The 25,624-nt window shown below is 69.0% G+C and carries 12 protein-coding genes and 1 tRNA gene (1 of these 13 only partly in view); 9 read left to right on the top strand and 4 right to left on the bottom strand.

Annotated elements, in window-relative coordinates:
* Nucleotides 1-11 precede the first annotated feature (11 nt).
* Nucleotides 12-983 carry a M91 family zinc metallopeptidase gene (locus tag K8640_RS13590; RefSeq protein ID WP_223747424.1) on the bottom strand — a complete coding sequence of 324 codons (972 nt, stop codon included), beginning with the start codon at nucleotides 981-983 and terminating at the stop codon, nucleotides 12-14.
* 309 nt (nucleotides 984-1,292) lie between these two features.
* Between K8640_RS13590 and K8640_RS13585 the strand changes: the two genes are divergently transcribed.
* The 8 genes from K8640_RS13585 (at nucleotide 1,293) to K8640_RS13550 (ending at nucleotide 8,898) form a co-directional block, all read left to right on the top strand.
* Entirely contained in the window at nucleotides 1,293-1,712 is a 420-nt protein-coding gene (locus K8640_RS13585; protein WP_223747423.1) for a hypothetical protein, read from the top strand.
* Between the two features lie 135 nt (nucleotides 1,713-1,847).
* Nucleotides 1,848-2,003 carry a hypothetical protein gene (locus K8640_RS13580; protein ID WP_223747422.1) on the top strand — a complete coding sequence of 52 codons (156 nt, stop codon included), beginning with the start codon at nucleotides 1,848-1,850 and terminating at the stop codon, nucleotides 2,001-2,003.
* A gap of 197 nt (nucleotides 2,004-2,200) precedes the next feature.
* Nucleotides 2,201-2,695 (top strand): hypothetical protein, encoded by a 495-nt coding sequence (locus tag K8640_RS13575; protein ID WP_223747421.1) that lies wholly within the window; start codon nucleotides 2,201-2,203, stop codon nucleotides 2,693-2,695.
* Between the two features lie 112 nt (nucleotides 2,696-2,807).
* A complete protein-coding gene (locus tag K8640_RS13570) occupies nucleotides 2,808-3,359 on the top strand; it encodes a DUF1579 domain-containing protein (RefSeq protein WP_223747420.1) in 552 nt (183 codons plus the stop codon).
* 688 nt (nucleotides 3,360-4,047) lie between these two features.
* On the top strand, nucleotides 4,048-4,773 hold the full coding sequence (locus tag K8640_RS13565) for a hypothetical protein (RefSeq protein ID WP_223747419.1): 726 nt from the start codon (nucleotides 4,048-4,050) through the stop codon (nucleotides 4,771-4,773).
* A gap of 191 nt (nucleotides 4,774-4,964) precedes the next feature.
* Nucleotides 4,965-6,443, top strand: coding sequence for an FAD-dependent monooxygenase (locus tag K8640_RS13560; RefSeq protein WP_223747418.1), 1,479 nt, complete (start codon nucleotides 4,965-4,967; stop codon nucleotides 6,441-6,443).
* Between the two features lie 38 nt (nucleotides 6,444-6,481).
* The gene (locus K8640_RS13555; RefSeq protein WP_223747417.1) at nucleotides 6,482-7,696 is read left to right on the top strand and encodes a methyltransferase; all 1,215 of its coding nucleotides are present in this window, start codon (nucleotides 6,482-6,484) and stop codon (nucleotides 7,694-7,696) included.
* 848 nt (nucleotides 7,697-8,544) lie between these two features.
* Nucleotides 8,545-8,898 (top strand): hypothetical protein, encoded by a 354-nt coding sequence (locus tag K8640_RS13550; RefSeq protein WP_223747416.1) that lies wholly within the window; start codon nucleotides 8,545-8,547, stop codon nucleotides 8,896-8,898.
* 2,063 nt (nucleotides 8,899-10,961) lie between these two features.
* On the opposite strand, the gene K8640_RS13545 is transcribed toward K8640_RS13550, so the two are convergent.
* Nucleotides 10,962-12,500: a hypothetical protein gene (locus tag K8640_RS13545; RefSeq protein ID WP_223747415.1), complete on the bottom strand. Its 1,539-nt coding sequence runs from the start codon at nucleotides 12,498-12,500 to the stop codon at nucleotides 10,962-10,964.
* A 547-nt stretch (nucleotides 12,501-13,047) separates the two neighbouring features.
* A tRNA-Arg gene (locus K8640_RS13540) sits at nucleotides 13,048-13,121 on the bottom strand.
* Nucleotides 13,122-13,613: 492 nt separating this feature from the next.
* Here K8640_RS13540 and K8640_RS13535 point away from each other — a divergent pair.
* Nucleotides 13,614-14,069, top strand: coding sequence for a hypothetical protein (locus K8640_RS13535; RefSeq protein WP_223747414.1), 456 nt, complete (start codon nucleotides 13,614-13,616; stop codon nucleotides 14,067-14,069).
* A gap of 51 nt (nucleotides 14,070-14,120) precedes the next feature.
* Here K8640_RS13535 and K8640_RS42860 read toward each other — a convergent pair whose 3' ends face one another.
* Nucleotides 14,121-25,624, bottom strand: the final stretch of a protein-coding gene (locus K8640_RS42860) for an IPT/TIG domain-containing protein (protein ID WP_370640341.1). Its footprint extends 20,575 nt past the window's final position; only the last 11,504 of its 32,079 coding nucleotides appear in the window; its start codon lies off the right edge, out of view — the gene reads right to left on this strand; it ends in the stop codon at nucleotides 14,121-14,123.

The raw sequence follows: 25,624 nt of genomic DNA, 5'->3' as shown, positions 1-25,624 counted from the left end.
GTCGGGGGTGCTCAGCCCTCGATGTCGCCGAGGATCTTCCCGATGGGGGTCGGGGTGCCGATCATCTTCTGGAAGACGCTGCGATTGTCGGAGCCCTCGTCGTAGCGCTGGATGGCCTCGTTCGTCGGGTTGGGCAGGTTCGGCGCGCGGCCCGAGTAGTCATTGCGGCTGGGCAGGCCGTGCTCGGCGCGGATCTTGTTCTCCGTGGGCGCCCAGCCCGCGGGCGTGTGCGGCGTGGGCTTCAGGCCCACCGTCTCGAACTCCTCGGTCAGCATCGTGCGACGGTTGAGGTTCGCCTTCATGTTGTCGGCGAAGTCGGGGTAGCGCTTGAAGACGTCGGCGTTGGCGTGCTTGCTCGACTCGATGGAGCCCACCTGGAGGCCGTTGGAGGCGCGCCACGCGTGGACCGACTCGTGGCCCAGGCTGTTGAAGCGCATGTTGCCGGGGGCCGTCTCATCGTAGTTGATGCGGCTGGGCAGGCCCGCGCTGGGCTGGCCATCGTGACGGTAGGCCGGGCGGATGGACTCGTAGGTGCCCTGGTGCCTCGGCAGGTGCGACATGGGCATGTCGGCGTTGCGGCCCGAGTAGATGTCCGTGGAGGTGATGGGGTTGCGCACGGTGCCCGTCTGGCCGGGGTTGAGCGCCTGGGTGCGGCCGTCCAGCTCCGTCAACATGCGATTGCCGGTGGGCCGGTTCATCAACGTGTGGGTGGACTCGCGCGTGTCGCGGGTGAAGTCCGCGAACTGGGCGCCGCTCTGGCCGCCATCGCGGCGGGTCCGGATGCCCGGGAGGTCCGGGTGCGTGACGCCGTAGTCGGTGGGCTTGAGGTGGTTCTTCCCATCCTGGAGCTCCGTGGCGGACGGACGGGCCTTGGGCAGCGACGTCGTTTCGGGCTTCGCCGGGGTGCTGTTGGAGCGGGGGCGCGACGTCGTGTCCGTCTTGGGGGCCGGCGTGGAGAACGACGGGCGGGAGCGGAGCTTCATGGGGGATCGCCTCGGAGTGGGAGTCGGTGACGTGGAAGCCCTGGAGCATTCGCCGTGCCGACCCTTCCCCACTTCGACTCCGTCACCTGGGGCTCGTGATTCCAGTGGGTTGCGGTTTTGAGGGGACGATTTCGGGCGGGGGCGGTGATGTCTGGGGGCAAGGGGGTGATGACGGTCGTCATCAGGGGCGGGGCCGGGATTGGAGGCGCGGGGCTCGGACGTGGCACGCTGGGCGGTGGCCGTGCGGCGTGCGCATGGCCAGGGTGTTGGTGTTGGAGCGGGTCCCCACCAGTCGCGGGAGGCTCACGGATGCTTCGCCACACGCTCACGCAGGCCTTGAAGGAGCTCCGGACCCGGATTGCCTCGGGGGACCCGGACTTGAAGGCCGCGCGGCACCTGGTCGAGCGACAGGTGCGTATGTCCCCGGAGGCCCACGCGTACCTCGACAAGCTGCTGGCCGAGACGCGCAAGGAGTCGAGTCGCGAGGAGCTGCGGCGGCCCTTCCCGGCGGAGCCATCGGCGGCCCAGGTCGTCGAGCACCGGCTCTGGGATGAGGCGTGTGAGAGCGCGCGGCGGAACATGGCGCCGCCGTTGAGCCTCACGGTGTGGAGCGATGAGGAAGGGCTGACGCGCCTGGAGGTGCTGGGGTTGTTGACGTTGGCGTTGCGCAGGCTCGCGGCGACGCCGGAGTTCGGCGCCGGGCCGCTGCTGCCAGGACTACAGCGGTGAGCCGATACGCTCCGTCGGCGAGCCCTGCGGACAGGAGCTCGCCGGGCCTGCCTGGGACTCGGCCTGGCGCCCGGCTTTGAAGCCAGGCGTTCACAGGTCCGGGGGTACTCCGCGCCCGAGCCGCTGCGGCGCGCGGTGGAGAACCTGACCAGCAACGCGGTGCAGTACGGCTCTTCGGAGCGGCCCATCACCATCACCGTGGACAGCCTTCCCGAGCGTGGCACCCGTTTCACCATCGACATTCCCAAGGACGCGCGGCCGTTCCAGCAGGCGCCGACGCTCGCTCGGTGAGTGATTGCCACCAGCGTCCATCAGCGGACGGAGACCTGCCCGACAGAGACAGTGGCCGGCTCCAGCCGTGGACCCAAGGATAGAGCAGCCAGGCACACTCCCTGGTGCCTGACCGCCCAGCCTGTCATGACAAGCATTGGGCGCGCACCCCCGCCGGTCCAGACATGCCCATCCCTCCCAGAGCAGTCTTTTCGTCGTTGAGCTGTGCCCTGCTGTTGAGCGCCTGCGGCCCCGATTACGAAGGCGACGTCGGCGCTCCTTCTCGGTCGGAGGACGTTTCGCCCGAAGTCGAAGAGCCAGGAGAGGACGGCAGCGTGTCGCAGGCGACGTTCGGGGGGCATCTGGGCAGTGCGCTGGGCCACATCGCCTCATTCGATAGCTGCGCCGCCAACAACGAGTGGCGCACGACCTGCGGCACGGGCGCGGCGCGGGACATGTCGTACACGTGGACGGTTCCTGTCACCGGGGACTACTCCATCACCACCTACGGGTCGTCGTACGACACGATCTTGGAGGTCCGCAGGGCCGCGGACACGGGCGTTGTCTATGCCTGCAATGACGATTGGGCGGATGGCAACTATCGGTCTCGAGTCGTGCTCCGGGACCAACCCAAGGGCCGCAAACTCTTCATCATCGTCGACGGCTACAGCGGCGATTGCGGAGCAGGCCGCCTGTACATCAACGGCCTCTAATCCGAACCCACCCTCGGATCCGCCGATCCTCGCGTAAACGGCGCCCTGTCCTCATGGAGCGAGGCTGCTTTAGATGCCCTGTGCATTCACAGCAGCCTTCCCGGAGGATCTCTTGCTCGCGCGTCCGACCCTCACCGTGTTCGTCACCGTTGTCTGCCTGATGGGCTGTCGAGGCACGTCCTCGAACACCGCCTCCGTGCAACCCTCGATGGCCGAATCCGCGGCCCCTGCGGCGTCAGCAGTGTCTGACGCCGCCAGGGAGCTGACCGGGACCTGGACCTGCAACGGCTCCATCCACGGACCCGGCGGTGCGAGCCCGAGCAAAGTCCGATTCGAGGCCCGGCTCGAGCTCGACAAGGCCTGGCTGCGCACCGACTTCGTGGCGGTGTCCGGTGAGTACCCCTACAAGTTCACGTCGTACCGGACGTTCGATTCAACGGCTCGCACGTGGAGGAATGTCATCCTCGACAACATGGGAGGCGATGCCACGTCTTCGTCCACGGACGGCGTCACCTGGGTCGGCGAGTCGACCGGCCCCATGGGCAGGATGAAGATCCAGGACACCGAGCACCTCGTCTCGCCTGGGATGCTGACCCTGCGCGGCCAGTATTCGATGGATGGCATGAGCTGGAACACCGGCTACGACCTGACCTGCGAGAAGTGACGAGTCACGGGATGCGGGGCCGGGACGACTCAGGTGTCTGGAATCGACCCAGGTTGCTCCCCGCACTTGAATCCCCGACGATGCGCGCGGCCCGGTCGTCCTTCGCTCGCACATCTTCACATCAGGGGATTCTCCATGAACCGCTTGAAGCTGTTGTTGCTGGGATGCGTCGCCGTGCTCGCATTCGGTTGCGGAACTCCGTCGGACGAACTCGCCGTCGAGGACGCGACCGGCGCTGCCCAGGAGCTGACTGGATGTACCGCGACCTGCGAGCAGGGCACGGTCAGCTGTCCGTCTTCGTCGACGACGTGCTCCGCGACCCACTACGTGGGCGTGACGTGCGACGGCGTTGACATCCCGTGCCCTCCGCCGGAGCCGCAGGAGTGCGACCCTTCCCTGCCGCTCTGCACGACGCTTCAGGGCCAGCTTTGCAACTCCCTCAACGCCGAGACGCCCTGCTGTATCGTGGAGACGTCCGGCTCGTGGGAGAGCTCCTGCGTGTGCTTCCGAGCTGGCGCGACGCGGCCTCCCTACCGGTGGGCCTGCGCGTTCTAGTCGCGGCGCATTGACGGCCGTCCTCGATTCCGCTCGAGGATGGCTGGAATCACGCCCCTCCCGTCCCATGCCGGACATGGGAGGGGCGGCGGTGCACGAGTCTTCCAGGTAGGATGGCGAGGGATTCTTCTGTGTGGCGCTGCCGGCGCGTCACCCGGAATCCCTGGAGGGATTCGACGCCATGCTGAACAAGGCCTTCGTCGTCCTCGCGCTGGTGTTCATCAGCGGTCTCGAGGCCTCGGTCTTCTGCTACAGCCTCTGGGGTTACTTCATCACGCCGCCAAGTGGAGCGGGCGTGCTGGCCGCCTCGCGCCGACTCGAAGCACTGACGTCCTTCAGGAGCGACCCGAACGGGGATGTGGAGCTGCGTCCGACTCAGCCCATCGTGCCGAGCGAGTTCATCGGATGCCCGCTCTTCGACTTCACGTCCAGGTGCATGCATGACCGGCTGATGGCGGCGGTGATCACGTTACCGGGAGACCTCTCTCGGACGGAGTCGGTGGAAGAACTTCGTCCGCAGATTGAGAGCGTCTGCGGGAACTGGGCCTCGTCACGACGAGGTAAGGCGATCACCGTGCAAGGCGACTCGGGGCAGATGCGATTGATCACCTGCACGTCGGGAGAACTCAGCAATGACCTCTTTGCCTATCGGGAGGTGCTGTTCACCCAAGGCGAGGAGAAAGAGATCGCATCCATCGAATATGAGGTCTCGGGCTCCGAGTTCCTCACGATGCCCTTCTTCTTCACGTATCTGCTGCCCTTCAACATCTGCCTCTATGTGATTGGACGGGTCGCTGGGAGGCAATGGTACGGCCCGCCGCTCCCAGCAGCAGAGGGCGGACTCCCCACCGTCACATAGAGGGCTCCGGGCAGGAAATCACCTGGCCGCGGCGTGGCGCTTCTTCGCGGCGCTCGCCCTGGCCGACCGCCACGGCGCGGGCCCGCCTTCCTTCCACCATCAGCAAATGCCAGACCCCGGGTATTGCCGCAAGCCCCCCCGGTCATGGTCCACCCTCGCCCGTTTCGACCCAGGAGCGGGAGGACCGAGCCATGCACAGGGACATGATAACGCAACACGCCGTGGTGATTGCGGGAGGAGGCCCGACCGGGCTGATGCTGGCGGCGGAGCTGGCGTTGGCGAAGGTGGACGTGGCCATCGTCGAGCGTCGTGCCAGTCAGGATGTCGCCGGCTCGCGCTCGCGAGGCCTGCACGCGCGCAGCCTGGAGGTGCTCGATCAGCGCGGAGTCGTCGAGCGCTTCGTCTCACAAGGGCAGCCGGTCCAGAACGTGGCGTTCGGACAGACGCCGCTGGACCTCAGTGACTTCCCGACGCGTCACAACCACGGGCTCGCGCTCCTGCAGGAGCGCTTCGAGCGCATCCTGGCGCAGTGGGTCGAGGAGCTCGCGGTGCCCATCTACCGAGGATGCGAGGTGACGGGCTTCGCGCAGGACGACACGGGCGTCGACGTGGCGCTGTCCGACGGCCGCTCGCTGCGGGCGAAGTACCTCGTCGGGTGCGATGGGGGCCGGAGTCTGGTCCGCAAGTCAGCGGGCATCGAGTTCCCGGGCTGGGACGCGTCGATCAGCTACCTCATCGCCGAGGTCGAGATGACCGGAGCCCCCGCGTTCGGCATCCGGCGGGACGAGAAGGGCACGTTCGCCATGGGCAAGCAGGCGGACGGAAGCGTCGGCGTCGTGCTGCGAGAGGAACAGGTCAACACGGGCGAGGCGCCGACACTCGAGACGCTGCGCGAGGGCCTCGTCAAGCTCTACGGGTCGGACTTCGGCTTGCGAAGCGCCACGTACCTCTCCAGGTTCACCGACATGACGCGGCAGGCGGCGTCCTACCGGGACCGTCGGGTGCTGCTGGCTGGAGACGCGGCCCACGTGCACTCGCCGATGGGCGGACAGGGGCTCAACCTCGGTGTGCAGGATGCCGTGAACCTGGGGTGGAAGCTGGCGCAGGTCGTGCGAGGCGTTTCGCCGGAGAGCCTGCTCGACACGTACCAGGCCGAGCGACACCCCGTCGCGGCCCGCGCGTTACGCAAGACCATGGCGCAGACCGCGCTCAGTCGCGGCGACGCGCGGATGGATGCCGTGCGCGAGACGCTGTCGGAGCTGTTGCGGATGGACGAGCCTCGCAAGCAGTACGCGGCGATGATGTCGGGGCTGGACGTCCAGTATGACCTGGGCGCTGGACACCCGTTGCTCGGGCGGCGCGTGCCGGACCTCGACCTGGTGACCGCCGACGGCCCACGCCGCGTGTTCCAACTGCTGCACGAGGCACGGGCGGTGTTGCTCGACCTGGGCGAACCAGGGTTGCTCGACATCGCGCCCTGGGCGGACCGGGTTCAACGGGTCTCGGCTCGCGACCCGGGCGAGTGGGTGCTCCCAGTGCTCGGCGTGGTCCCCGCACCCGTCGCGGTGCTGATTCGTCCGGACGGACACGTCGCATGGGTCGGCGAGGGCACGGAGCAGGGACTGCCTGAAGCCCTGGCCCGATGGTTCGGGCCGCCGAGCACGACGTAACACGCGCTCGTCCCCGGTGGCGCATAGGATGCGCCGCCATGGACTTCCAGGCGCGGCTCGAGGCGCTCACGCACCAACTCCGCCCCTGGTCCGCGCTCTGGTCCCGCTCCATCCTCCAGGGCTGGCCCGAGTCCGGCGCCGCCTATCCCGAGGAGTGGCGGGCCTATGCCCGGTCACTCGATGAAGCAGGCGAGCGGAGCTTGGACCAAGGAGTGCTCCAGGGAGTGCCGCCTCCCTCCCTGGCTGCGCTCCTGGGCGCGCTCCAGGAGCTGACGGCGATTCCCTGGCACGACGGCCGTCACGCGCTGACGGTCACGGAGACGCAGGGACTCAGCGACAAGAAGACCCACGAGCTCGAACGGGTGCTGGCCCTGCTGGGGCCCAGAACGCGCTTCATCCAGCAGGCGGTCGACATCGGCGGCGGCATGGGGCACCTGGCCCGCCTCTGTGCGCGGACGTTCGGCTGGACCTTCCACAGCATCGACAGGGACGCCGCGTTGCAGGACAAGGGCCGACAGTGGCTGAAGAGGACCCGCTCCGCTGTCGGGGGCCCCTTGAGCTTCATCCAAGCCTCCGTCGAGGACGGCAGCCAACCGCGGCTCGACCCGCTCTTCTCCGGTCCAGACCGGGCGTCCATCGGCCTGCACACCTGCGGGCCACTCGCGCTCACGCAGATCCGCAAGAGCCAGGGGGCGGGCTTCATCCTGAACATCGGCTGTTGCTACGACAAGCTCGAGGTCCCAAGGGACTACCCCGTCTCCCGAGTCGGCCGCGAACATCCCCTGCCCTTCACGCCACATGCCCTGGCACTGACGACGCGGGAACGGCCGCGGAAGACCGAGGCGGAGTTCGCGCGGATGAAGCAGGTGTACGCGTGGCGCTTCGCGTTCCATCTCCTGTCGAAGCAGCGGTTTCCCGAGCGAGACTTCGTGAGGGCGGGAGACGCGCCCCGGGCGCTCTATGACGGCCCCTTCGCCATCTATGCGCTCGACCGCCTGGAGCGCCTGGGGCTCTCCTCGGGAATGACCGAGGCCGAACTGGATGCCTTCGAGGTCTCCGTTCGCGCCGAGACGCGGGAGCTCCTGCTCTGCCATCTGCTGAGGGACCGCTTCGCGAGGGCGTTGGAGGTCGTGCTCCTGCTCGATCGCGCGATGTTCCTGGAGGAACTGGGCTTCCAGGTCGAGTTGCTCCAGCTCTTCGAGCCCGACGTGTCGCCGCGAAACCTCGCGCTCATCGCGTCACGGAACACCTGAGGAAAGCAGGAGGAGCACCACGACGGGGCTCCCCAGCCCAGGAGACTGGAGGAGCCCCCATGGCGGCCTACCAATCAACGTCGACGCAGGACCATCCGCCCAGACACGTGCACTGACTCTTCCCTCCAGCGCTGTTGCAGCAGAGGACACTCTCTCCTCCCCAGCACTGCTGACTGGTGACCGAACTGCACGGCGCATACGCGCACGTGGGATCCGGAGGATTCGTAGGAGGACACGCATGGAAGACCCCACTGCATGTCACTCCCGAGTAGTCGACGGCCTGACACGGCGTTCCCGAGCAGCTGATGGGCCCGTTGGCGCAGTTGGCATAGCACGTCGCCAGTTCCTGCGAGCTTTCACTCAATGCCTCTTCGCCGACGACTTCTGTCGCGGCTCCGCCACACCCCAGTGCGAACATGACGGCGAAAGCCACCCACAGCAGCTTCAAACTCTTCATGAGGGTTCCCCTGTCGTGAGCGTGTGCGAGCGAGGGACCACCGGGCCACGGACATCCTCCGGGATTTGAGGGCCCAGGGCAAACCATACCCAATCGCAAGAGCCATCCTGGAGCGACTCGTCGCGACGCGCCTGGGCATTCGAGGAGTCCCCGGAGACGTTCGTCGGCTCCTCCTCGAGGGCATGACACTGACGCATGGCGGACACCCCAGGAACTGGGGCGCTTGTCGAAAGCCCGTGCCCAGGACGAAGCGTGGAGTTTTGGACGCTGGATGCCCGAAACGAACCCCATCGCCAGGACCCGACATCCATGTATGCGAATGACCGAAGCGCGCCCGGGCTGAGCGGAATCGAGAACGAGGGATACCGAGCCCTCGTGGAGCGGGTCCTCGATGCGGGCTGTCTGTGGACAGCTGCTTCAGGTGATGGGTGCGGATCCAAGCGCCCCCGCCGACCTGCGCTATGTGCCACGGGTGGACCTGGCGAGCATCGACCGTGAGGTCGCCACGATTCAGGCGGAGATGGATGCCCGCGGGTTCATCCTGGCAGCGGCCCCACCCGGGGCGGAGCGGATGCGCTCACTGCTGGAGAATGACATGAAGGGCTACATCTACTTTCACATGTCCTGTGAGCGTTACGGATGGAAGGATGTGTTCCCGGAGCTGACGTACTTCGAGGACGTGTCCGTCCAACCTGGACAGGGGATTGCAACCAAGCCCCATAGACACATCCCTGCACACGACTGACAAAGCAGCAACCAGAACTTTCCATTCCAACCACAAACACCCATCCGTCAACTCCAGCACACCCGAACCCCTGACAGCGTCAGAACCGCGCCCCACGACCTTGCCCTTCACATGTCCGTCATCCAGGCTGCGCACAGACACAAACGAAGTGGAGGCCGCAATGACAGCTGTTGGACTGCGCCGTTATGTGTTGTGGGTTGGGCTCACGTTGATGACCGCGTGTGGAGGCCCCCTCCCGGAGGAGCAGGAGGGAGTCGAGGCGGCCCCCCGCGAGGAGTCGGCGGAGGTGGTCGAGAAGCCAGGTGCGGACCTCGCGTGCTTCGAGTTCGCGGAAGCCTGCGTTCCCGGGTGGCGCACGTGCGAAGTCCGTTGCTGTGATGGAGACCTGGACAGTTCCTACCAGGTCTGTGGCAACTGTCTGGATTGGGCTCAGGGCAGGTGTAGCAACCACGGCGGCGTTCGGCGCGTTCGCTGGTCGCCGTAGCCTACCGACTCACTCCGGACGGCGGAGCCACGCCGTCCGGAGCAGTCGGACAAGGGAAGGACATCCAAGGGCGGCGCTGGAATCAGCATTGATGCGCCGATGACCGGGACGTCGGCGCTGCCGTCGTCAACCTCGTCGTCGTCTGCATGGTGACAAGGCCTACGCATCGAAGAGGAGCTGACGTGGGCTGCGCCTGCGCGGCATCACCGCTCGCATGGCGCGTCCCGGCGGTGAATCCAAGGAACGACTGGGGCGCCACCTCGACCACCCGTGCGTGAGGGCGCTTGGCCCGGACGTGGGCGAGGAGCGCGGGACGTACGTCGGCGTCGTGCATGCCCGCGAGAAGGGGTGGACGGTTCGGGTCCGCCCGTTCTCCCGGCCACGCACACCATGCCCCTATCGCCCCTGGGCATTGGCACGGTCGTGACACGCGGCGTGCAGGAGAGTTCTGCTCGGCAGTGGACTGCCGGCCTCCCTCGCGACTGATGGCTGGCACCTTTCTGTCCTGCGACGGTGAGTCCTCTCTCAGGGGTTCTCGGGATGATTCGAATATCGTGGTTTGCTGGGCTTGGAGCGCTGCTGTCAACCCTGGGTTGTCGTGATCCGGAGCCCGAGCAGCCGTATTGCGCGCTCCTCGACGAGCGAGTGGCTGCGTGTAGAGACGGCTCCTGCGACTCTGAGACGCAATTGGCGATTTGCAATAACATCATTGCCTTCTCGTCACTATCTCCGTACCTCTGTGGAGAGTATGAGCCGTTACCGGAGCCCATTCCCACATCATGCGAAGACTGTAGCATCGACTTCTGTGAGCCTCTCCTTGAGGAGTTGAAGGCTGAATACCAAGACACCCGCTCTCCTGTCGTGGTGCGGAGCCAGCTCAAGCAGTTGCATGACAAGCTGAGCACACTGTGTGAGGCACAGCCAAACGAGGACCGGCCAACTGCTTCGCAGCGCCCACAGTGCATGGCGCCGTCGCGGTGACGTCCGAGTGACCAATGGCCAAGAAGTAACGACCGCCCCTTCTTGGCCCTCATGAACCCACGATTGAAAACTCCATCTTCGCCCTCGCCGTCGGCCAGCTCCTGGTGCCACGCCCGTTAGCATTAACGGCGGGTGCTGGGAGAAGGTGGAGCTGTGGATCAGAGACTGCGGTTCTGTTGGCTACGTTCACGAGGGCGGCTGCTATGTGCCCGCGAAGACGCCCCATGCGCGTGTTCCGCCGGGGTAGCGCTTCGCCGCAACCGCCCGCACGTCCGACGGACGCCCCGGTGTGAGGCCATGGCGAGCTGCCCTCCACTACTGGCCGAACGTCCAGCGAGCGCCGATGCCGGCCAGCCCAGCACCGCGACAAGCGCGCCCCCCAGAGAACCCCGGCGATTCGCGATGAGCGGTGCTCGCCGCCCGGCACGCGCGCGGACAAGCCTGGTGGTGACGGCGGCGGGCTACGCAGAGGCCGTCTCGCGGATGGATGGGAGCATCGCTGCGGTGATCATGGAGCGTGAATGTCATATCTGGGCAATCTCATGCTGGGACCAGGGAGACTCCTTTTCCTCGTGGCCCAAGGCCTTCGCCCCGCGCGTCACCGGGGGGTAGACGCGCCTGTTGGCGCGAGACCGCTGCTTCCTCGATAGAAGAGCCAGTGGCTGTTGGCGCCGCCACTGCTGCAGCCATTGGCGGTCGTGTAGAACGTCATATGGACGACCTTGTCCCCCGGCGCAAAGGGGTTGAATCGCACGATGGCGGTCCTGCCTACATCCGTCGTTTCAAACGACAGGACCTCGGCGCTCGCTCCCGTGGGCTCCCCCAGGAGCCAGTACCCACCGATGCCTGGGCTGGTCACGGAGGCCCGCAGCAGCAAGCCATTCGTGCCGTAGGTCCAACCGTAGAAGTCCGTCCCGGTCACCAGCTCCACCGTCCTGTAGGAGCCTGCATTGGTCTCGAAAGTGAGGGTTCCGTAGGGCCGGGTCAATGAGTAGGGGCCAGAACGGACCCTCTTGGCGAGGGTGGTGGTTCCACAGGCGCCGGTGATGGTCGCGGTCAGGTCGACATCGCCGATTTGAGGACCTCGAGCGAGCGTTCCAGTGTTGTTGCCGTGGGTGGTCGCCGTCGCCAAGGTCGGGTTGCTTGAGTTCCAGACGACGGAGGCACCACAAGGCAGCCCTGTAACTCGATACTCCTGGGGTGTCGCGGCGCAAAGGATGTCGGGGCCTGTAATAGCCATCGTGGGGTAGCCAGAGTTCGCCACGCTGGACCGATAGGGCCCATGAGTGGTGCTCCCGGCCTTCACCGAGACGGCGATGCCCGACTGAGCAGCTCCGCAGTTGGGAGTCAACGTGAGGGACGGTTCGGAGGTCGTCAGCGTGGCCGGTGCTGGTCCGCCCTGGTGGAGCCAGCCATTGCTCGCCGAGCCAAGGTCCCACTCGTACGCCGTGACGTTCGGAATTCCTCCGAGGTTGTTCACAGTGAAGGTCCGCGCCGACGTGTCCCCGCACGCCAGGGCGATGGACGCAGGGGTGAGGGAGAACACGGGAGGAATCGTCTCCGTAATGGAGATCTTGTTGATCAAGACCTGCGTCGACTTCGTGCTGGAGCCCTGGGTCGCCAGGACGAAGAGGTAGTCCAGGTCCTCGCTGGCGGTCCACTCGGTGAGGGGGTAGTTGCTGGCGGTCGCCGAGCTGATGTAGGCCGCCCCCACGACGTCATCCAGCAGCATCGACCAGCGGTCCGCGCCAACGGGCCCGCAGCTCGTGGGTTGGGTCTCATTGGGCGCAGGGAGCGACGTGCGCACAGAGAAGATGAGATGGGGGCTGGACACAGGATCATCTGAGATCTTCGACGCAGTCACCGCGAGGGTGTACTTGCGTCCGGCCTTGAACCCGACCTTCAGGGCATAGGCCGTTCCCAGGTTCGAGGCTGAGGTGTTTCCTGCCTGGGCTTCGAGGATGACTGCGCTGCCATTGAATCTGGCCCCTCCAGAGACCGGGTAATGAATGATGTCGTTGACTTTCGCAGGCGTCGCGAGATTGAAGACGTTGCAGATGCCGGTCGAGAGTCCGCTTGAGCTGTTGTAGGTGATGGTCCTCTGCGCGAGGGCGCTTGAGGTCGTCAGCAAGGCCACGAGCGCGAGTGTCTTCGCTAGGCCCCACGGAGATATGCCTCTCATTGAATGCTCCTGGGATGGGAGGATTCCGAGCTTGAGCGAGAATGTGATTGATGTCCAGGTCCAGCCCTGCTCGAAATGTCATCCTTCATCGACCTTCGATGTGCAGCTGTTCCCGGATAGCATGTCGCGGAGGGCAGCGGCATTCCTGAACTCCCGCTTCCGTCCGAGTCGTGGAGTGGGTCCGAATCAAAGTCTTCGATGCGATGGCGCGGGGGCTTCCCGTGTCCGAGGCGAACGAGCGCCAGGTCGCGCAGTTCGTCAAGCAGCAGCGTCTGCCCTACCCGTCTGTCGGTCCGGATGTCAGGCATTGCGCTGACATCCGGACGGGAGGCTCCAAGGCAGCGCGAAAGGCGATGGTTCCTGGACCGGTGGTCCTGCGTTGGGCGTTCCAACTCGCCGCCGCGCAGGCCCAACGCCACGTGGACGCCACGCCGGGAGCCACTTCACCGGCGACATCCTCCGCCGCCCCAGGAAACCGCTGGGGTTCCAGGGAGTTGGCGAGTGACCCCGACAGGAATCGAACCTGTGGCCTGCGGTTTAGGAAACCGCCGCTCTATCCAACTGAGCTACGGGGTCGTGCCAACAAACGCCTGAAACAACGGCGCTTTCTAGCAAGAGCCCCGGGGTACCTCAAGCACCACGTACGTCCCCCCTCGCCCGGCTGCCCAAGCGCACCGAATCCGGTCGAATTCCGGCAGTTCGACACCGGGTACGTCCCTGCTGGACCCTACGTACGGGTTCGCGGCACCGACCGCCAGGGCTCCGTCCACCCATCAACAGATCGCCCGTCCACGCCGTGGGCCACGGGACCCGGCGTGAACCGCGCAGAGGCCGGGCGCCCCCACATTCCTGGGATGGACCTGCCCGTGAGGCCTCGCTCACGCTGGGTCTCCACCCAGGAGCGTCACCAGCGCTCAGTCCCTGGAGCACCCGCCAGGATTCCCGGGGGAAGGCACCATGCTGGCTCCACTGACGCTCGCGTTGCTCCTGCGCCACCTCGTCGCGGCCTGGTTGGGGCGTCGCGACGCGGATGCCCCCGCACCCACGCAGCCCCTCGAGGAGTCGTGAATGCAACCAGGACCGTCCTGCCGTGTGGCACTGCTCTCCACCCTGCTCGCCCTGACGGGCTGCGGAGGCAATGCCGCCCCCGAGGCCCTCCCCTTCGCAGACGACCGCTTCCTCCTCGAAGACGCCGGAGGTGACCCGGATGGCGGAGCGTCCGAGGACGCGGGAGAAGAGGACGCAGGCGAGGAGGACGCGGGCGAGGAGGACGCCGGGAGCGAGGATGCGGGCAGCGAGGACGCCGGCACCGATGAGGACGCTGGAACGGGCGGCGGCCCCACCAACCCTGGCGGCCCCAACGGCCCGTACATCTGCCCCTACTTCCTCAACGTCGAGACGACCTATTACAGCGACGGGTACTACACCTACTCGGTCGGCACCGACATCTGCCGCTGCGGCGTGGGCTACAAATCCGGCGTCGAGACGAACTGGTACCTCACCTTCGACTTCGGCCACTGCTGAACGACGCTCCGGCCCGCGCTCCTCCTCGAGCGCGGGCCGTGTTCCCTCCACTCACTCCTGACGGATGCTGAGCTGGAAGCTGCCGACGTCCCAGTCGCTGTAGCCATCCACGACGATGGAGATGGCCTGACCGGCCGCCAGCGGCATCCGGACCTCCGAGACGCCCTCGCCCCGGTAGTTCCCATCACACGTGAGCACTTGCCTCGGCTCGCACGTGCGCGGGTACACCGCCACCACCGTGCCGATGCTCGAGCCCGCCGTATCAATCACATACGAGCCCGCCGCCGGCGCCTCCCAGAAGAACACCTTCTCCGGCGCCGAGGAGGGATAGCGGCACGCCGGCACATCGTGGTCGATATGACCGGCCCCCGACGTGCTCCCCGCCGTCCAGAGGGGTAGCGCCCCCGTCAGCGTCACCCCCTCCACGCCCTGGCAGTTGGCGCGCTCCGTCCGGCCCGAGGCCGCCTGACAATCCGCGTCCTGCGGATAGTCCATCTCTCCGTCGCCATCGTTGTCCACGCCGTCGAAGCACGTGGGCAGCACCGCCGGGTCCACCTCGGACTCATCCTTGGGCGAATCGCACCCGGGCTCATCCGGGTAGTCGACGCGCCCGTCACCATCGTCGTCGCGCCCGTTGCTGCACGCGTACGGCATGTCCACGTTCAGCGTGAAGTCCTGCGGGCCGTAGCTCTCCAGGACGACGACCACGCGCTCGTTCGCGGCGAGCGTCACCTCGCCCATCACGCCGTCCGGCCAGTTGTTCCGGCTGCACTTCGCGACGAAACCACCCCGGCAATTCTCCTGGCGCAGGGACAGGTAGAGGTTCGAGCGCCCCTCCACCGCGAACCGGTACGTCCCCGCGATGGGCGCCACCAGGTCATAGGCCACCGCGTTGATGGACGCCCCGCTCACCCCGCCACACTGCGCCGCCACGTACCGCCCCGCCCGCGCCGTCTTCCCCGCGAGGACCAGCGGCGCCGTGGGGAGGTTCTGCGCCGGCAGGACCTGTCCACACGCGACCTCGTTGTCATCCGCGGCGCTCGTGCAGGACGGGTCTCCCCCCGGCGCCAGGGCGAAGTCGATCAACCCATCCGTGAAGCCCACCGGCTCGCTGTCCACCGAGTCGCCACACGCCGGCACCGGGGTCGGGTCCGTCTCGTCATCGTCCATCGGACTCTCGCACCCCGGGTCGTACGGGAAGTCGTTCTTCCCATCCTCATCCGAGTCCTCCCCGTCCGAGCACCGGGGCAGCCGGCACTGGAACAGCGTGGAGGACACGCCTCCCCCTTCCAGCTCCTTCGGCCGGCAGACCTGCGTCTCCGAGCACTGGAACCAGGGCTGCAGCGGGTCGCATGCGGCGTCGTCATCGAGCAGGCCGGACACGTCGATGCGTCCCAGGCCCGTCCCCTCGACGACGGCGAAGACCACGCCTGCCTCCGGCAGGTACGTGTAGCCGGTGACCTGCGCTTCCGACGCCACGTCACAGGTCCGGGTCCGCGAGTCCAGCGCGCACGCATCCCGCAGCGAGATGCCCTGCACCTGCGGGTCTCCCACCACGAAGACCGACCCGGGCCCCGGCACCCGGATGCCCACCACCCGGTCCACCTGCCCCGCCGTCGAGCAGCTCAACCGGTGGTCATCCACGGCCTCGGTGAAGTCGAGCGGCAGCACGGCCCGCGGCTCCAGGCCCACGCTCGCCTCCGTCGTCAGGTCGATGGGCGCCTCGCAGCTGTCGCCCTCACCCGACTCGGACGTCCCGGCCGCGCTGCCACACCCCGGGTCCTCCGGCCAGTCCACCAGACCGTCCCCGTCGTCGTCGTCGCCATCCGCACAGGCGGGCTGCGGCAGCAGGTCCGTCTCGTCGTCGTCCTCGGGCGACTCACAGCCCGGGTCGCTCGGGTAGTCGTAGACCAGGTCTCCGTCCGCGTTGTTCTTGCCGTCGTCACACGCGTTCGCCTGGCAGCGGTACACCGGTGAGCCATCCGGGTCCTGCTCGTTCTCCTGCTCGCCGCAGACACCGTGGCCACAGACGAAGTTCGCGTTCCCGGGCGTGCACCGCGCCCCGACCCCCAGCACGGCGCTCGCCAGCCGCAGCCCCACGCCCGGCCCGGAGTTCGGGAAGTAGATCTTCGCGTCCTTCGACAGCGGCCCCGTCGTGAGGCTCGTCACCGCCGTCGTCCGGCACGTGGCGCGCTCGGGGACCGGCGTGCAGCCCTCCTCGCCCGTCATGTCCTGGATGAAGAACGCCAGCGGCAGGTAGTAGCCCGAGCTCCCCGACACCTCCAGGCGCTCGACCGGGCCATCGAACGGCAGCGACAACCACGTCCCGCTGCCCGAGTTGGAGCCATACCCGCAGGGCTGCTGCACCGTCGTGGCATGCGCCACGTTCAGCGGGAAGAAGTCCACGCCCGTGGGAATCGTGATGGAGGACTGGCACGCCCCGCCCCGGTCGGACGGATAGACAGGCACCTGGAGCGGCGCGGACGTCGCGGTCGCGCCGAGCCAGTCCGCCGCGAACGACGTGACGGTCATCGTCCCCGGGGCCGACGGCGTGTGCGTGCCCGTCAGCGTGTAACCGGAGTACGGATTCACGTCGATCCCACCGTTGCCGCCCAGCGTGACGCCGTCCGCCGTCAGCGACATCAGCGCGATGCGCTTCTCGTCGTAGACGGTCGCCCGCACCTGGATGGGACGGCCGGCCAGCGCATAGCTCTCACGTGAGGAGAGGTAGAACCACGGCGCGCGGTTCACCGCGACCTGGTGCGTGGCCTCGATGGACACGGACAGCCCCCGGACGTCGGTGAGGTCCGCCTCGAGGTGCAGCGCACCCGCCGGGAAGGCCCTGGACGGGAGCGCCACGTAGCAGTTGTTCGTGCCCGAGCAGGTGGTCGACGCGGTGAAGACCGCACCCGTGGAGTCGGTCACCGTCAGCGACACCGACTGGAGCCCCACGTCATCCCACGCGCTGACCCCCGCCTCGACGGGATGGTCCGCGACCAGCTCCCGGCCCCACGGCCATGAGCCGAAGTTGAAGCTGCCCTCGGGCACCTCGTTCTCGCTGATGTTCAGCTCGGTGTAGCGCCGGCTCTCGTGGCCCATCAAATCCCGGGCGACCACCATCACCACCAGGGACGTCTTGCCCGCCAACACCGGGTCCGACAGCAGCGGGACCGGGAAGGTGGCCTCGACATAGCCGTCGGTGCTGGTGGCCAGGTGCTGCGGCGTCCCGCCTCCCACGATGTGCGTGGGGCTCACCCAGGTCGCGCCGTAGATGATCCACGCGCTCACCGTGTCCAGGTCTCCGTCCACGTCGCTGGCCTCGGCGCTCATGTTCGTGGACGTCCCCTCCGCTCGCGTCTCGTACATCGACACGTACTCGATGTCCGGCAGGGCCACGGGCTCCAGCAGCGTGTAGCTGCGCTCACCCGTATCCACGCGCTGGCCCAGGGTGTCCTCCACCACCAGCCGCAGCGTCACCGTGTCTCCCGCCTGCTTCGTCGGGAACTCGAGCAGGTGCTCGAAGCCGTGCTCGCCGCCCTGCTCGTCCGAGGCGCTGCTCGCGACGACCACACCGTCCACGGAGAAGCGCAGCACGGACGGCCCGTCGTCCCACGCCGACAGGTAGAGCGGGTTCTTCGCGGGGCTCGCGAACAGGCGCGGCGGCAGACCCGACAGCAGCGTCGGCGGACTCGACGAGTCACGCACCTGGAGCGGCAGGGTTCCACGCACCGACTGGCCCAGGGCGTCCACCACGTCCACATGGACCTCGGGGTTGCCCACCAGGTGCGCCGGCAGCCGGACGACCCCCGCGTAGTTTCTCGGAGCGCCCACGACGGGCGACAGCACACCGACGAACACGTCCTCCATGCTCACCGTCACGGTGTACGGCCGGGCGCCGCCGGACACGTCCACCCGGACCGGGACCAGCTGACCGCTGGCGAACTCCTGATAGGCATACGGCTCCTGCATCGACACCCACAGCGACTCCTCCTCGGGAGCGCTCACGCGGATGATCTGGGCCTCGGACTGCGCCTCGGCGCCGCTGGCGGTCCGTCCGCGGACCTGGAGCAACCACTCCGAGCCGGGCAGCGCCGACTCCGGCACCCACCACTGCCCCGACACCGCGCCAGTCTCCAGGTGCGCGAAGGGCGCCCCGTCCACCCACAGCGTCGCGCTCCCCAGCCGCGCCCCGGACGTGCGGGCGTCGAACGACACCAGCGTGCCCGGCTCCACGATGAGCGGCGCGGCCGCCAACCGCAGGGTCGCCGAAGGAGGCGCGAGCTGCGCGGGCGCCGTGAACACCGACAGGCCCTGGAAGCCCCGCGCCACGACGACCTGGTCGCCGGCCAGCACCGCGTCGCGCGCGTCCGGCGCGTCGAGCGTGGCCCTCAACACGGGCGTATGGGACGAGACATCCCAGAGCTGCACGTCCTCGTCCGTCGACACCAGCGCCAGCAGGCCCACCATCCGGATGCGGCGCACGGCCCCCTCGGTGGGCACCGTGCCCACCTCGCGCAGGCTCCCCGCCGCGTCCAGCGTGTACACGCGGAAGCCGTCGTCGTTGCCCGCCAGCAGTCGCTGTCCCTCCAGCGCCACCACGTTCGCGGCCTGACCGGACACGCTCGCCCTCCGGAGGATGTCTCCGGCGCTGTCACGCTCCGCCCAGGTGAAGCCCAGGGTGCCCTGCGCGATGACGGCGCGGCGCTCATCACCCGCCACGTCGAGCGTGGGCCCCTGCAGGTCCAGCTTCTTGATGGACTCCACCGTGGGCAGGCTGGCCGTGGCGAGCACTCCGCCGCCCACCGTCCACAGCCGGCCGGTGCTCACTGCGAACCGCTCCACGCTCCCGATGCCGCCCAGCCGGCTTCCCCGCGTGGAGTCCACGGTGAAGGCTCCCGTGGTGTTCGCGTCGGTATGCACGGACAGCGTCGCGTCGTTCAGCAGGAAGGTGTCTCCGCCGAGCCGCTCCGTCTGCCGCACCGCCTTCAGCGTGGTGGAGACCGCGCGATTCAAGATCGGGTGCGACGGGTCGGCCAGGTCCAGCAGCGACGCGCCACCCAGCCCGGCCGCCACGATGACACCCCGCCGCGCCGCTGCCACGCCCACCACGGCATCGGTCGTGGACCAGCCATCGCCCAGCATCGGCGGCTGCGTCCCGTCCGAGACCCGGTCGACGAGCTTCAGCACCACCAGCCCCCGCGGGGTCGCCGCCAGCAGCGCGCCACCCGACACGCGCAGCGAACGGGCCGCCACTGGCAGCTGCCCCAGCACTCGCGGCGCCGTGGGCTCGCGGAGGTCCACCACGCGCAGCACGTCGTCGTCGCCGGCCACGTAGGCCAGACCCCGACTGACGGTCAGCGCCCGCGTCCCGATGCCCAGCTGCGCCTCGCCCAGCGCCACCATGTTCGACGCGCCCAGGTGCACCACGTGGATGCCCCGCGCGGTGCCCACCACCGCCATGCCCCCCTCCACGTCCACCTGCCGGACCGTGGACTGCAGGCCCACGGACATGGGCCCACCGCAGCAAGGCACCGACTCCGACTCCACCTTGTGCGAGTAGAGCGTCTGCGCGGACGCGTAGAACAGCCGGTCGTTCGACACGCCCAGCAGCGGCGTGTTCAGCCACGGGTTGTAGCGCTCCACGTACCGCCGCAGCTCGGGCGCCGAGGGCTCCGTCAGGTGCACCTCGTCGACGTTGTACGAGGACTCGTGCGCCACGAAGGCCCGGCTCGACGCGCCCATCGACATCACCAACGACGTCTCGTGCCGGCCCACCACGCGCGGGGCCTCCGGCCTCGACACGTCCACCACCCACAGGCCGCCCTGCTCCACCGCCACCAGGGCGTGATGTCCCTGGACCACCAGCGAGCGGGGCGTGCCCTCCACGCGCACCTGTCCCACGGGCGTCACGGTGACGCCCTGCGCGTCCTCCACCCGGAGACCCACGGCCACTCCCGAGGGCGTGGCGACGACGACCCGGTCGCCGAGCACCGCGAGGTCCACCGCGTTGGCGAACATGCCCGCCACCGTCACCGCGCCGTCGGACAACACCGGCGCGCTCACGGTCCGCTCCCGGAACGCCTCGCCGACGCGGCCCTGGAGGTCCTTCACCCAACCCTCCACGCGCAGCACGGTGCCCGAGGGCGTGCCCACCGGCACGGTGTAGCTCAGCGCCGGCCCACCCGAGGCCACCAGCGCCCCGCCCAGCTTCACGCGCAGCACCTGCTCCGCCAGCGGCAACGTCCCATCCGCGGCCACCAGCTTCGCCGTCACCGTCGAGCCCGCGGACACCTCGGTCCCCGTCGGCGTCACCACGATGTCGGAGATGGTCGGGTTCGACACATCCTCCAGCACCAGCACCTGCGTGCTCGCCACCGACTCGCGGCCGTCACCATCGACCAGGCGCGCGGTGATGAGCATCTGCGCCTGGACCTCTCCCTGGGCCAGGTTCGGCATCCGGGGCGTGGCCACGGTGGCGGGCGAGACGATGACCTGCTGCTCCGTCTGCGTCATCGTCGTCCTGCCCACCGAGAAGCTCACCGTGTACCGCTCCGGCGCGCTCACCCCGCTGCCGAAGGCCATCGTCACCTGCACCGGCTGGCCCTCGACGACCTGGGCCACCGCGGGAGTCAGCGTGAACGCCGTCCCCACCGGCTGGGGGTTGGTGAAGACGAGCACGGGCGTGGGCGCGGAGATGGCCGTGTGGACGTCGTCCGTCGCGGTCGCCTCCACCGTCACGCCATGGCCCACGCCGGTGCCCACCATGGGCACGCGCAGCACCGCCCGCAGGAAGGGCGCGCTCACGGTGACGCTGTCGAGCACCGTCGCCCCATCCTTCAGCGTCACCGTCACCTGCTTCACCCGCGACGGGTCCACGAACCTCGGGACCACCGTCATGAGCGTGCCCTCGTACACCTGCGCGGGCGCGTCCAGCGACACGAACTCCGGGCCCGTCGTCGGCGGCGTCAGCCCCACCTCGACGACCTTCGCGTCGGACCTGCCCGCCTGGTCGAACACCGACAGCTCGAGGCGAGCGGTGGCCCCCGTCAACGGCAGGTCCACCGCGGACGGCAACCGTCCGTCCAGCACCTGCACCGTGCGGCCGTTCACCTTCAGCACCGAGACGAAGGCCTCGAAGGTGTCCACCTCATCGGTCATGGACGCGGCCAGCGCCAGGCGGCTCCCCGCCACGGCCGTCGACGACGCCACCTGGAGCGACAGCTCGGGCCTGGCCGGCCCACGGACCAGCGGCAGGCGCGCCACCGTCCCGGCCTCCGCGGACAGGAGGTCTCCCGCCGCCAGGACCGCCGCCCCCGTCAGCGCGGGGAAGTCACCCGCGCCGAACGGATACACCCCACCCGACACCGGCTCCGAGCGCACGTCGAACACGCGCACGCCCAGGTCCGTCCCCACCGCGAGCCACGGCCCGAGCACGGAGGCCGAGCGCACCGGCGCATCCACGCCGGCCCCCGTCCCCTGCTGCTCCAGGAGGCTCCCGGCTTCCTCGAAGCAGCGCACGGTATGGGTCCCCATCACACAGGCCTGGTCCGCGCCCACGCCCACGACGAGCTGCCCATCCGACACGGGCGCCGACGCCTTCTGCGTGGGCGCGTGCGGCGTGGACAGGTCCAGCGACACCAGTCGGGTGGACTCGAGCACCAGCGCGCGCGTCCCGTTCGCCGACAGGGACTTCACCGGCGCTCCGGACAGCCGCGCGGCGAGCGCACCCGAGGCCGTGAGGACCTCCACGCCCTCGCCCGTGCCCACCATCAACAGCGCGCCACGCACCGAGGCCAGCGCAGTGGGCGTGCGCCGCACGGGCACCGTCGTCACCGTCAGGTCGGGCAGCGACATCAGCTCGATGACGCCCGCGCCGTCGCGACGCACCGCCACCGCGAGCGAGTCCTCGACAAAGGCCAAGCCCACCGCGCGGCCCTTCACCCGACGCTCGGCCAACACCCCCAGCGCGCCGCGCGAGCGCAGCTCCACCAGGCTCTCGCCCGCCGGGTCCTCACGCACCACCGCCCACGCGTCGCTCCGCGCCGCCACCGCGATGACCGGCAGCGACGGCTCCCGCACCACGGACGCCTCCGTGCCCGCGAACACCGCCAGCGTTCCGGACTTCGTGCTCGCCAGCCGCTGCGAGCCCGTCTCCAGCGCCTCCACCCTCGCCACCACCGGCGCCGACTCCGGCCCGGACGGCAGGTGGTACACGCCCGGCGCCGTCTCCGTGAGGGCGACCGATCCCACCTGGAGCGAGGGCACGGGCGTCATGTTGCCCGCCTCGGCGCCCACGCGCAGGAACGAGCCTCCCAGCCACATCGGCCCCGCGGGGCGCGTCGCGACCTGGATGACCGGGTCCGGCTGCGTGTTCACCACGGAGAAGAAGTGCACCAGCTGCTCGCTCTGCAGTCCCTCCACGTCCGTGGCCACCGCCCGGACGGGCACGTAGTACGGCGCGTCCTTCACCAGCACGGGCACCTTGAACGTGTGCCGCCACGGCGCGTTCGTCAGCGTCACCGACTGCGTGTCCATCTCCAGCCGCACGGACTCGATGCCGGCGGGCGCGCTCACGTCCACGAGCACGTCCACGAGCGCCCCTTCCGCGAGCGTGTTGCCCACGGCGGGCTCACGCAGGCTCACCATCGGCCGCGTCGCGCTCGAGCTCGCGCCCAGCACGGTGACGTCCACCGTCGCCTCCGCGTCGTTGTCGCGCGCGTCGTAGGCCCGCAGGCGCAGCTTCACCTGCGTGTCCTGGGACACGGTCGGCGCCACCCAGCGCACCGCCCCGGGCACGGCCGTGAACGAGGCGACCTGCTTCGCCGCGCCGGTCCCCACCAGCTCCTCGATGGTGACGCGAGCGACGCGGTTGTCGTCCGTCACCTTCACGCGCAGGTCCAGCCCCGCGCCCGAGGGCAGCTTCGCGCCCGCCGTCGGCAACAGCCACGCCACCGTCGGGTCCTGCACGTCCGGCGTCACCGTCACCTGCAACAGGGCGGGCGGAGACGTCTGGCCCCGCGAGTCCGTCGCCACCGCGACCAGCTCGTGGACCTCGCTCGTCGAGCCCGACAGCGTCAGCGGGAGCGACTCCGTCAAGTCATGCAGCTGGCCCGACAGGCCCGTGACGCGCCGGAACGGCTGACCATCCAGGCTGAGCTCCAGGGCGTTGAGGGCGTCGGGGTCCTCCGCGCGGACCACCAGCGGGAGCGTGCCCCCCTCCGTGCGCTCCACGGCGGACAGCGTGGGCTCGAGGAAGCGCACCGAGGGGACCCGGTCATTCGTCAGGAAGACGGTGGCCGACAGCTCGGCGTCGTTGCCGCTGGGGTCCGTCACCCGGGCCACGAGCGTGGACTGGCCGCTGGGCGGGATGCTCCGCCACGTGTAGCGGAAGTGCGGCGTCCAGCGGTCCACGCGCGACACCTCCTCGCCGTCGATGAAGAATTCCATCTCCAGATTCGTCCCGCTGGCGTCCGTGCCTGACACCGCGAAGACGTACTCCGTGCCGATGCCGAGCGTGGCGTTGTGCACGGGCATCGCGCGGCCGACGAAGGCCAGCGCCACCGTCGGGTCGATGGTGTCCTGGGCGTAGTAGTAGTGCGCGTCCGGCGAGGCCTGGACGTTGCCCACCAGGTCGTAGACGTTCTTCAGCGTCAGCTTGTAAGCGCCGTTGGACGCGAGGGTCGGCGGAGTCGTGCCGCGCGTCACGGTCAACGTCGAGCCCGACACGCTCACCGTGCCCGGCAGGACCTCACCCGTGGCGACGTTCGTCAGCACCGCGGTGGTGGCCGACTCGATCCCCGTGTGCATCCGGATGGGCTCGTCGAACGTCGCGCTGAACACCTTCTGCGCGAGCGGCACGGCGCCCACGGGCGCGTACACGGGCCGCGAGGTCGGCGGCTTCAGGTCGCCTCGGGAGAGGGACTCGGGCAGCACCAGGCTCGCGCCGGGCTGCGACAGGTACAGCGGCACCCAGCCCGCCACTCCAGCGGGGACCTGGACATCCACGCGGGTCGACGTGAAGCCGGACAGCTTCGCGGCGGGAGCACCCGGCGCGAAGCGGACCTCCAGGCCCCGGGTGAAGCCCGTGCCCCTCAGCGTCACCCAGCCCCCGGCGAAGTCCAGCCGGTTCGGGGTGACCTCCGACACGGTGATGGGGGCCGTGTAGACGAACCCGCCCGGGACACGCGCCTCGTCACCACCGTCGACCACGCGCACCGTCACCGGCCCCGCGAACAGGGTCGACGGCGCCAGCACCCGCAGCTCCGTGCTGCTCGCGGTGTGCGTCGGGTCGGCCTCCGCCCGCGTCGCGCCGAAGTACACCTGGGACGCGGCGGAGAAGCCCTGGCCCGTGAGCGTCACCACGGTGTCACCGGCCACCGGCCCGTGGTCCGGGCTGATGTGGCTGACGCGCACGCCAGCTTCCCCGGCGCCGCCCTTGAACGAGAAGGACCAGGGGCTCAGCACCGTTCCGCCACGGTACGGCGTCGCGCCCAGGGTGACGCGCGCGGTGTAGTCACGCGAGGACACCAGCGTGTCCTCGGGCAGCGCACGCACCACCGAGCCCGAACGCTCCACGCTCGCGAGCACCTCCGTCTCCCCTTCCAGCAGGAGGATGGAGGACTGCGCCGCCACCGTCAGCGGCAGCTCGCTGGCCAGGGACACCTTCACCGGAGCCTCCGGCGACAGCGCGCCTCCCGGAGGCGGCGACGTGTGCCGGACCGTCGGATACGGCAGCGTGTCGAAGAGCTGCGTGCGCGAAGCGCCCGCGAGCAGCGCGATGCCGTCTCCCAGCAGCGCCTTCGGCAGCGACGACACCGTGTGCATGAAGAACGTGCGCTCCACGAAACCCGGCGCCGTCGTGGTGTCGATCCACGCCGCGCGGTTCGTCCCCGCGGCCAGCAGCCACGGGCCCGCGAGCGCCACGGTGCGCGGAGTGCTCGTCGACTCATCCGCCGACGTCCACGAGCCCAGCCGCCTCGGGAGCTTCGGGTCCAACACCTCCACGACATGGGCCGTGCGGCCCGTGGCCACGGCGATGCGGCTGCCATCCACGGCCAGGGCCTGGGCCACGCCCGCCAGCCCGCTCACCACGGAGAGCGGCTCCAGCTCGCCGTCGCTCAGGTCTCGCAGCTCCATGCGCGACACCTGGCCCTCGTCCATCAGCACCGCCAGCGCCTCGCCCACCACGCCCAGGGCGACGACCCGCGCGGGCGCCACCGAGTGCTGAGCCACGACCACCAGCGCGTCCCGGGTCTGCGCGCCCTCGCGCAGCTCACCGAGCACCACCAGCTCGCTTCCTCCCGCCACGACCACCGTCGTCGCGCCGGGCCCCACGGCCACCGTCGACAGGGGCGCGCCGGTCACCAACGGGACACGGTCCAGCTCCTCGGGCGCACAAGGCACACCCGGGCCGCTGCCACAGGCCCCCAGGTCGTAGCGCACCACCACGTTCGTCCCGAGCAGCACGGCGCGGTCGCCCGACACCGCCAGCGACAGCGCGCCTTCCACACCGGCCACGCGGCCCAGCTCCAGCTTGTTGCCGGACGTCGACAGGT

Source organism: Myxococcus sp. XM-1-1-1 (assembly GCF_020037095.1).
In the GTDB taxonomy this organism is placed as follows: domain Bacteria; phylum Myxococcota; class Myxococcia; order Myxococcales; family Myxococcaceae; genus Myxococcus; species Myxococcus fulvus.
The sequence above is the reverse complement of the archived record's forward strand: the minus strand, read 5'-3'. Positions and strand labels throughout refer to the sequence as shown.

Bases quoted from the DNA above. Each gene is read 5' to 3' on its own strand.
- K8640_RS13590 (WP_223747424.1), bottom strand. From the start codon at position 983: ATGAAGCTCCGCTCCCGCCCGTCGTTCTCCACGCCGGCCCCCAAGACG.
- K8640_RS13585 (WP_223747423.1), top strand. From the start codon at position 1,293: ATGCTTCGCCACACGCTCACGCAGGCCTTGAAGGAGCTCCGGACCCGG.
- K8640_RS13560 (WP_223747418.1), top strand. From the start codon at position 4,965: ATGCACAGGGACATGATAACGCAACACGCCGTGGTGATTGCGGGAGGA.
- K8640_RS13555 (WP_223747417.1), top strand. From the start codon at position 6,482: ATGGACTTCCAGGCGCGGCTCGAGGCGCTCACGCACCAACTCCGCCCC.
- K8640_RS13550 (WP_223747416.1), top strand. From the start codon at position 8,545: ATGCGGGCTGTCTGTGGACAGCTGCTTCAGGTGATGGGTGCGGATCCA.
- K8640_RS13535 (WP_223747414.1), top strand. From the start codon at position 13,614: ATGCAACCAGGACCGTCCTGCCGTGTGGCACTGCTCTCCACCCTGCTC.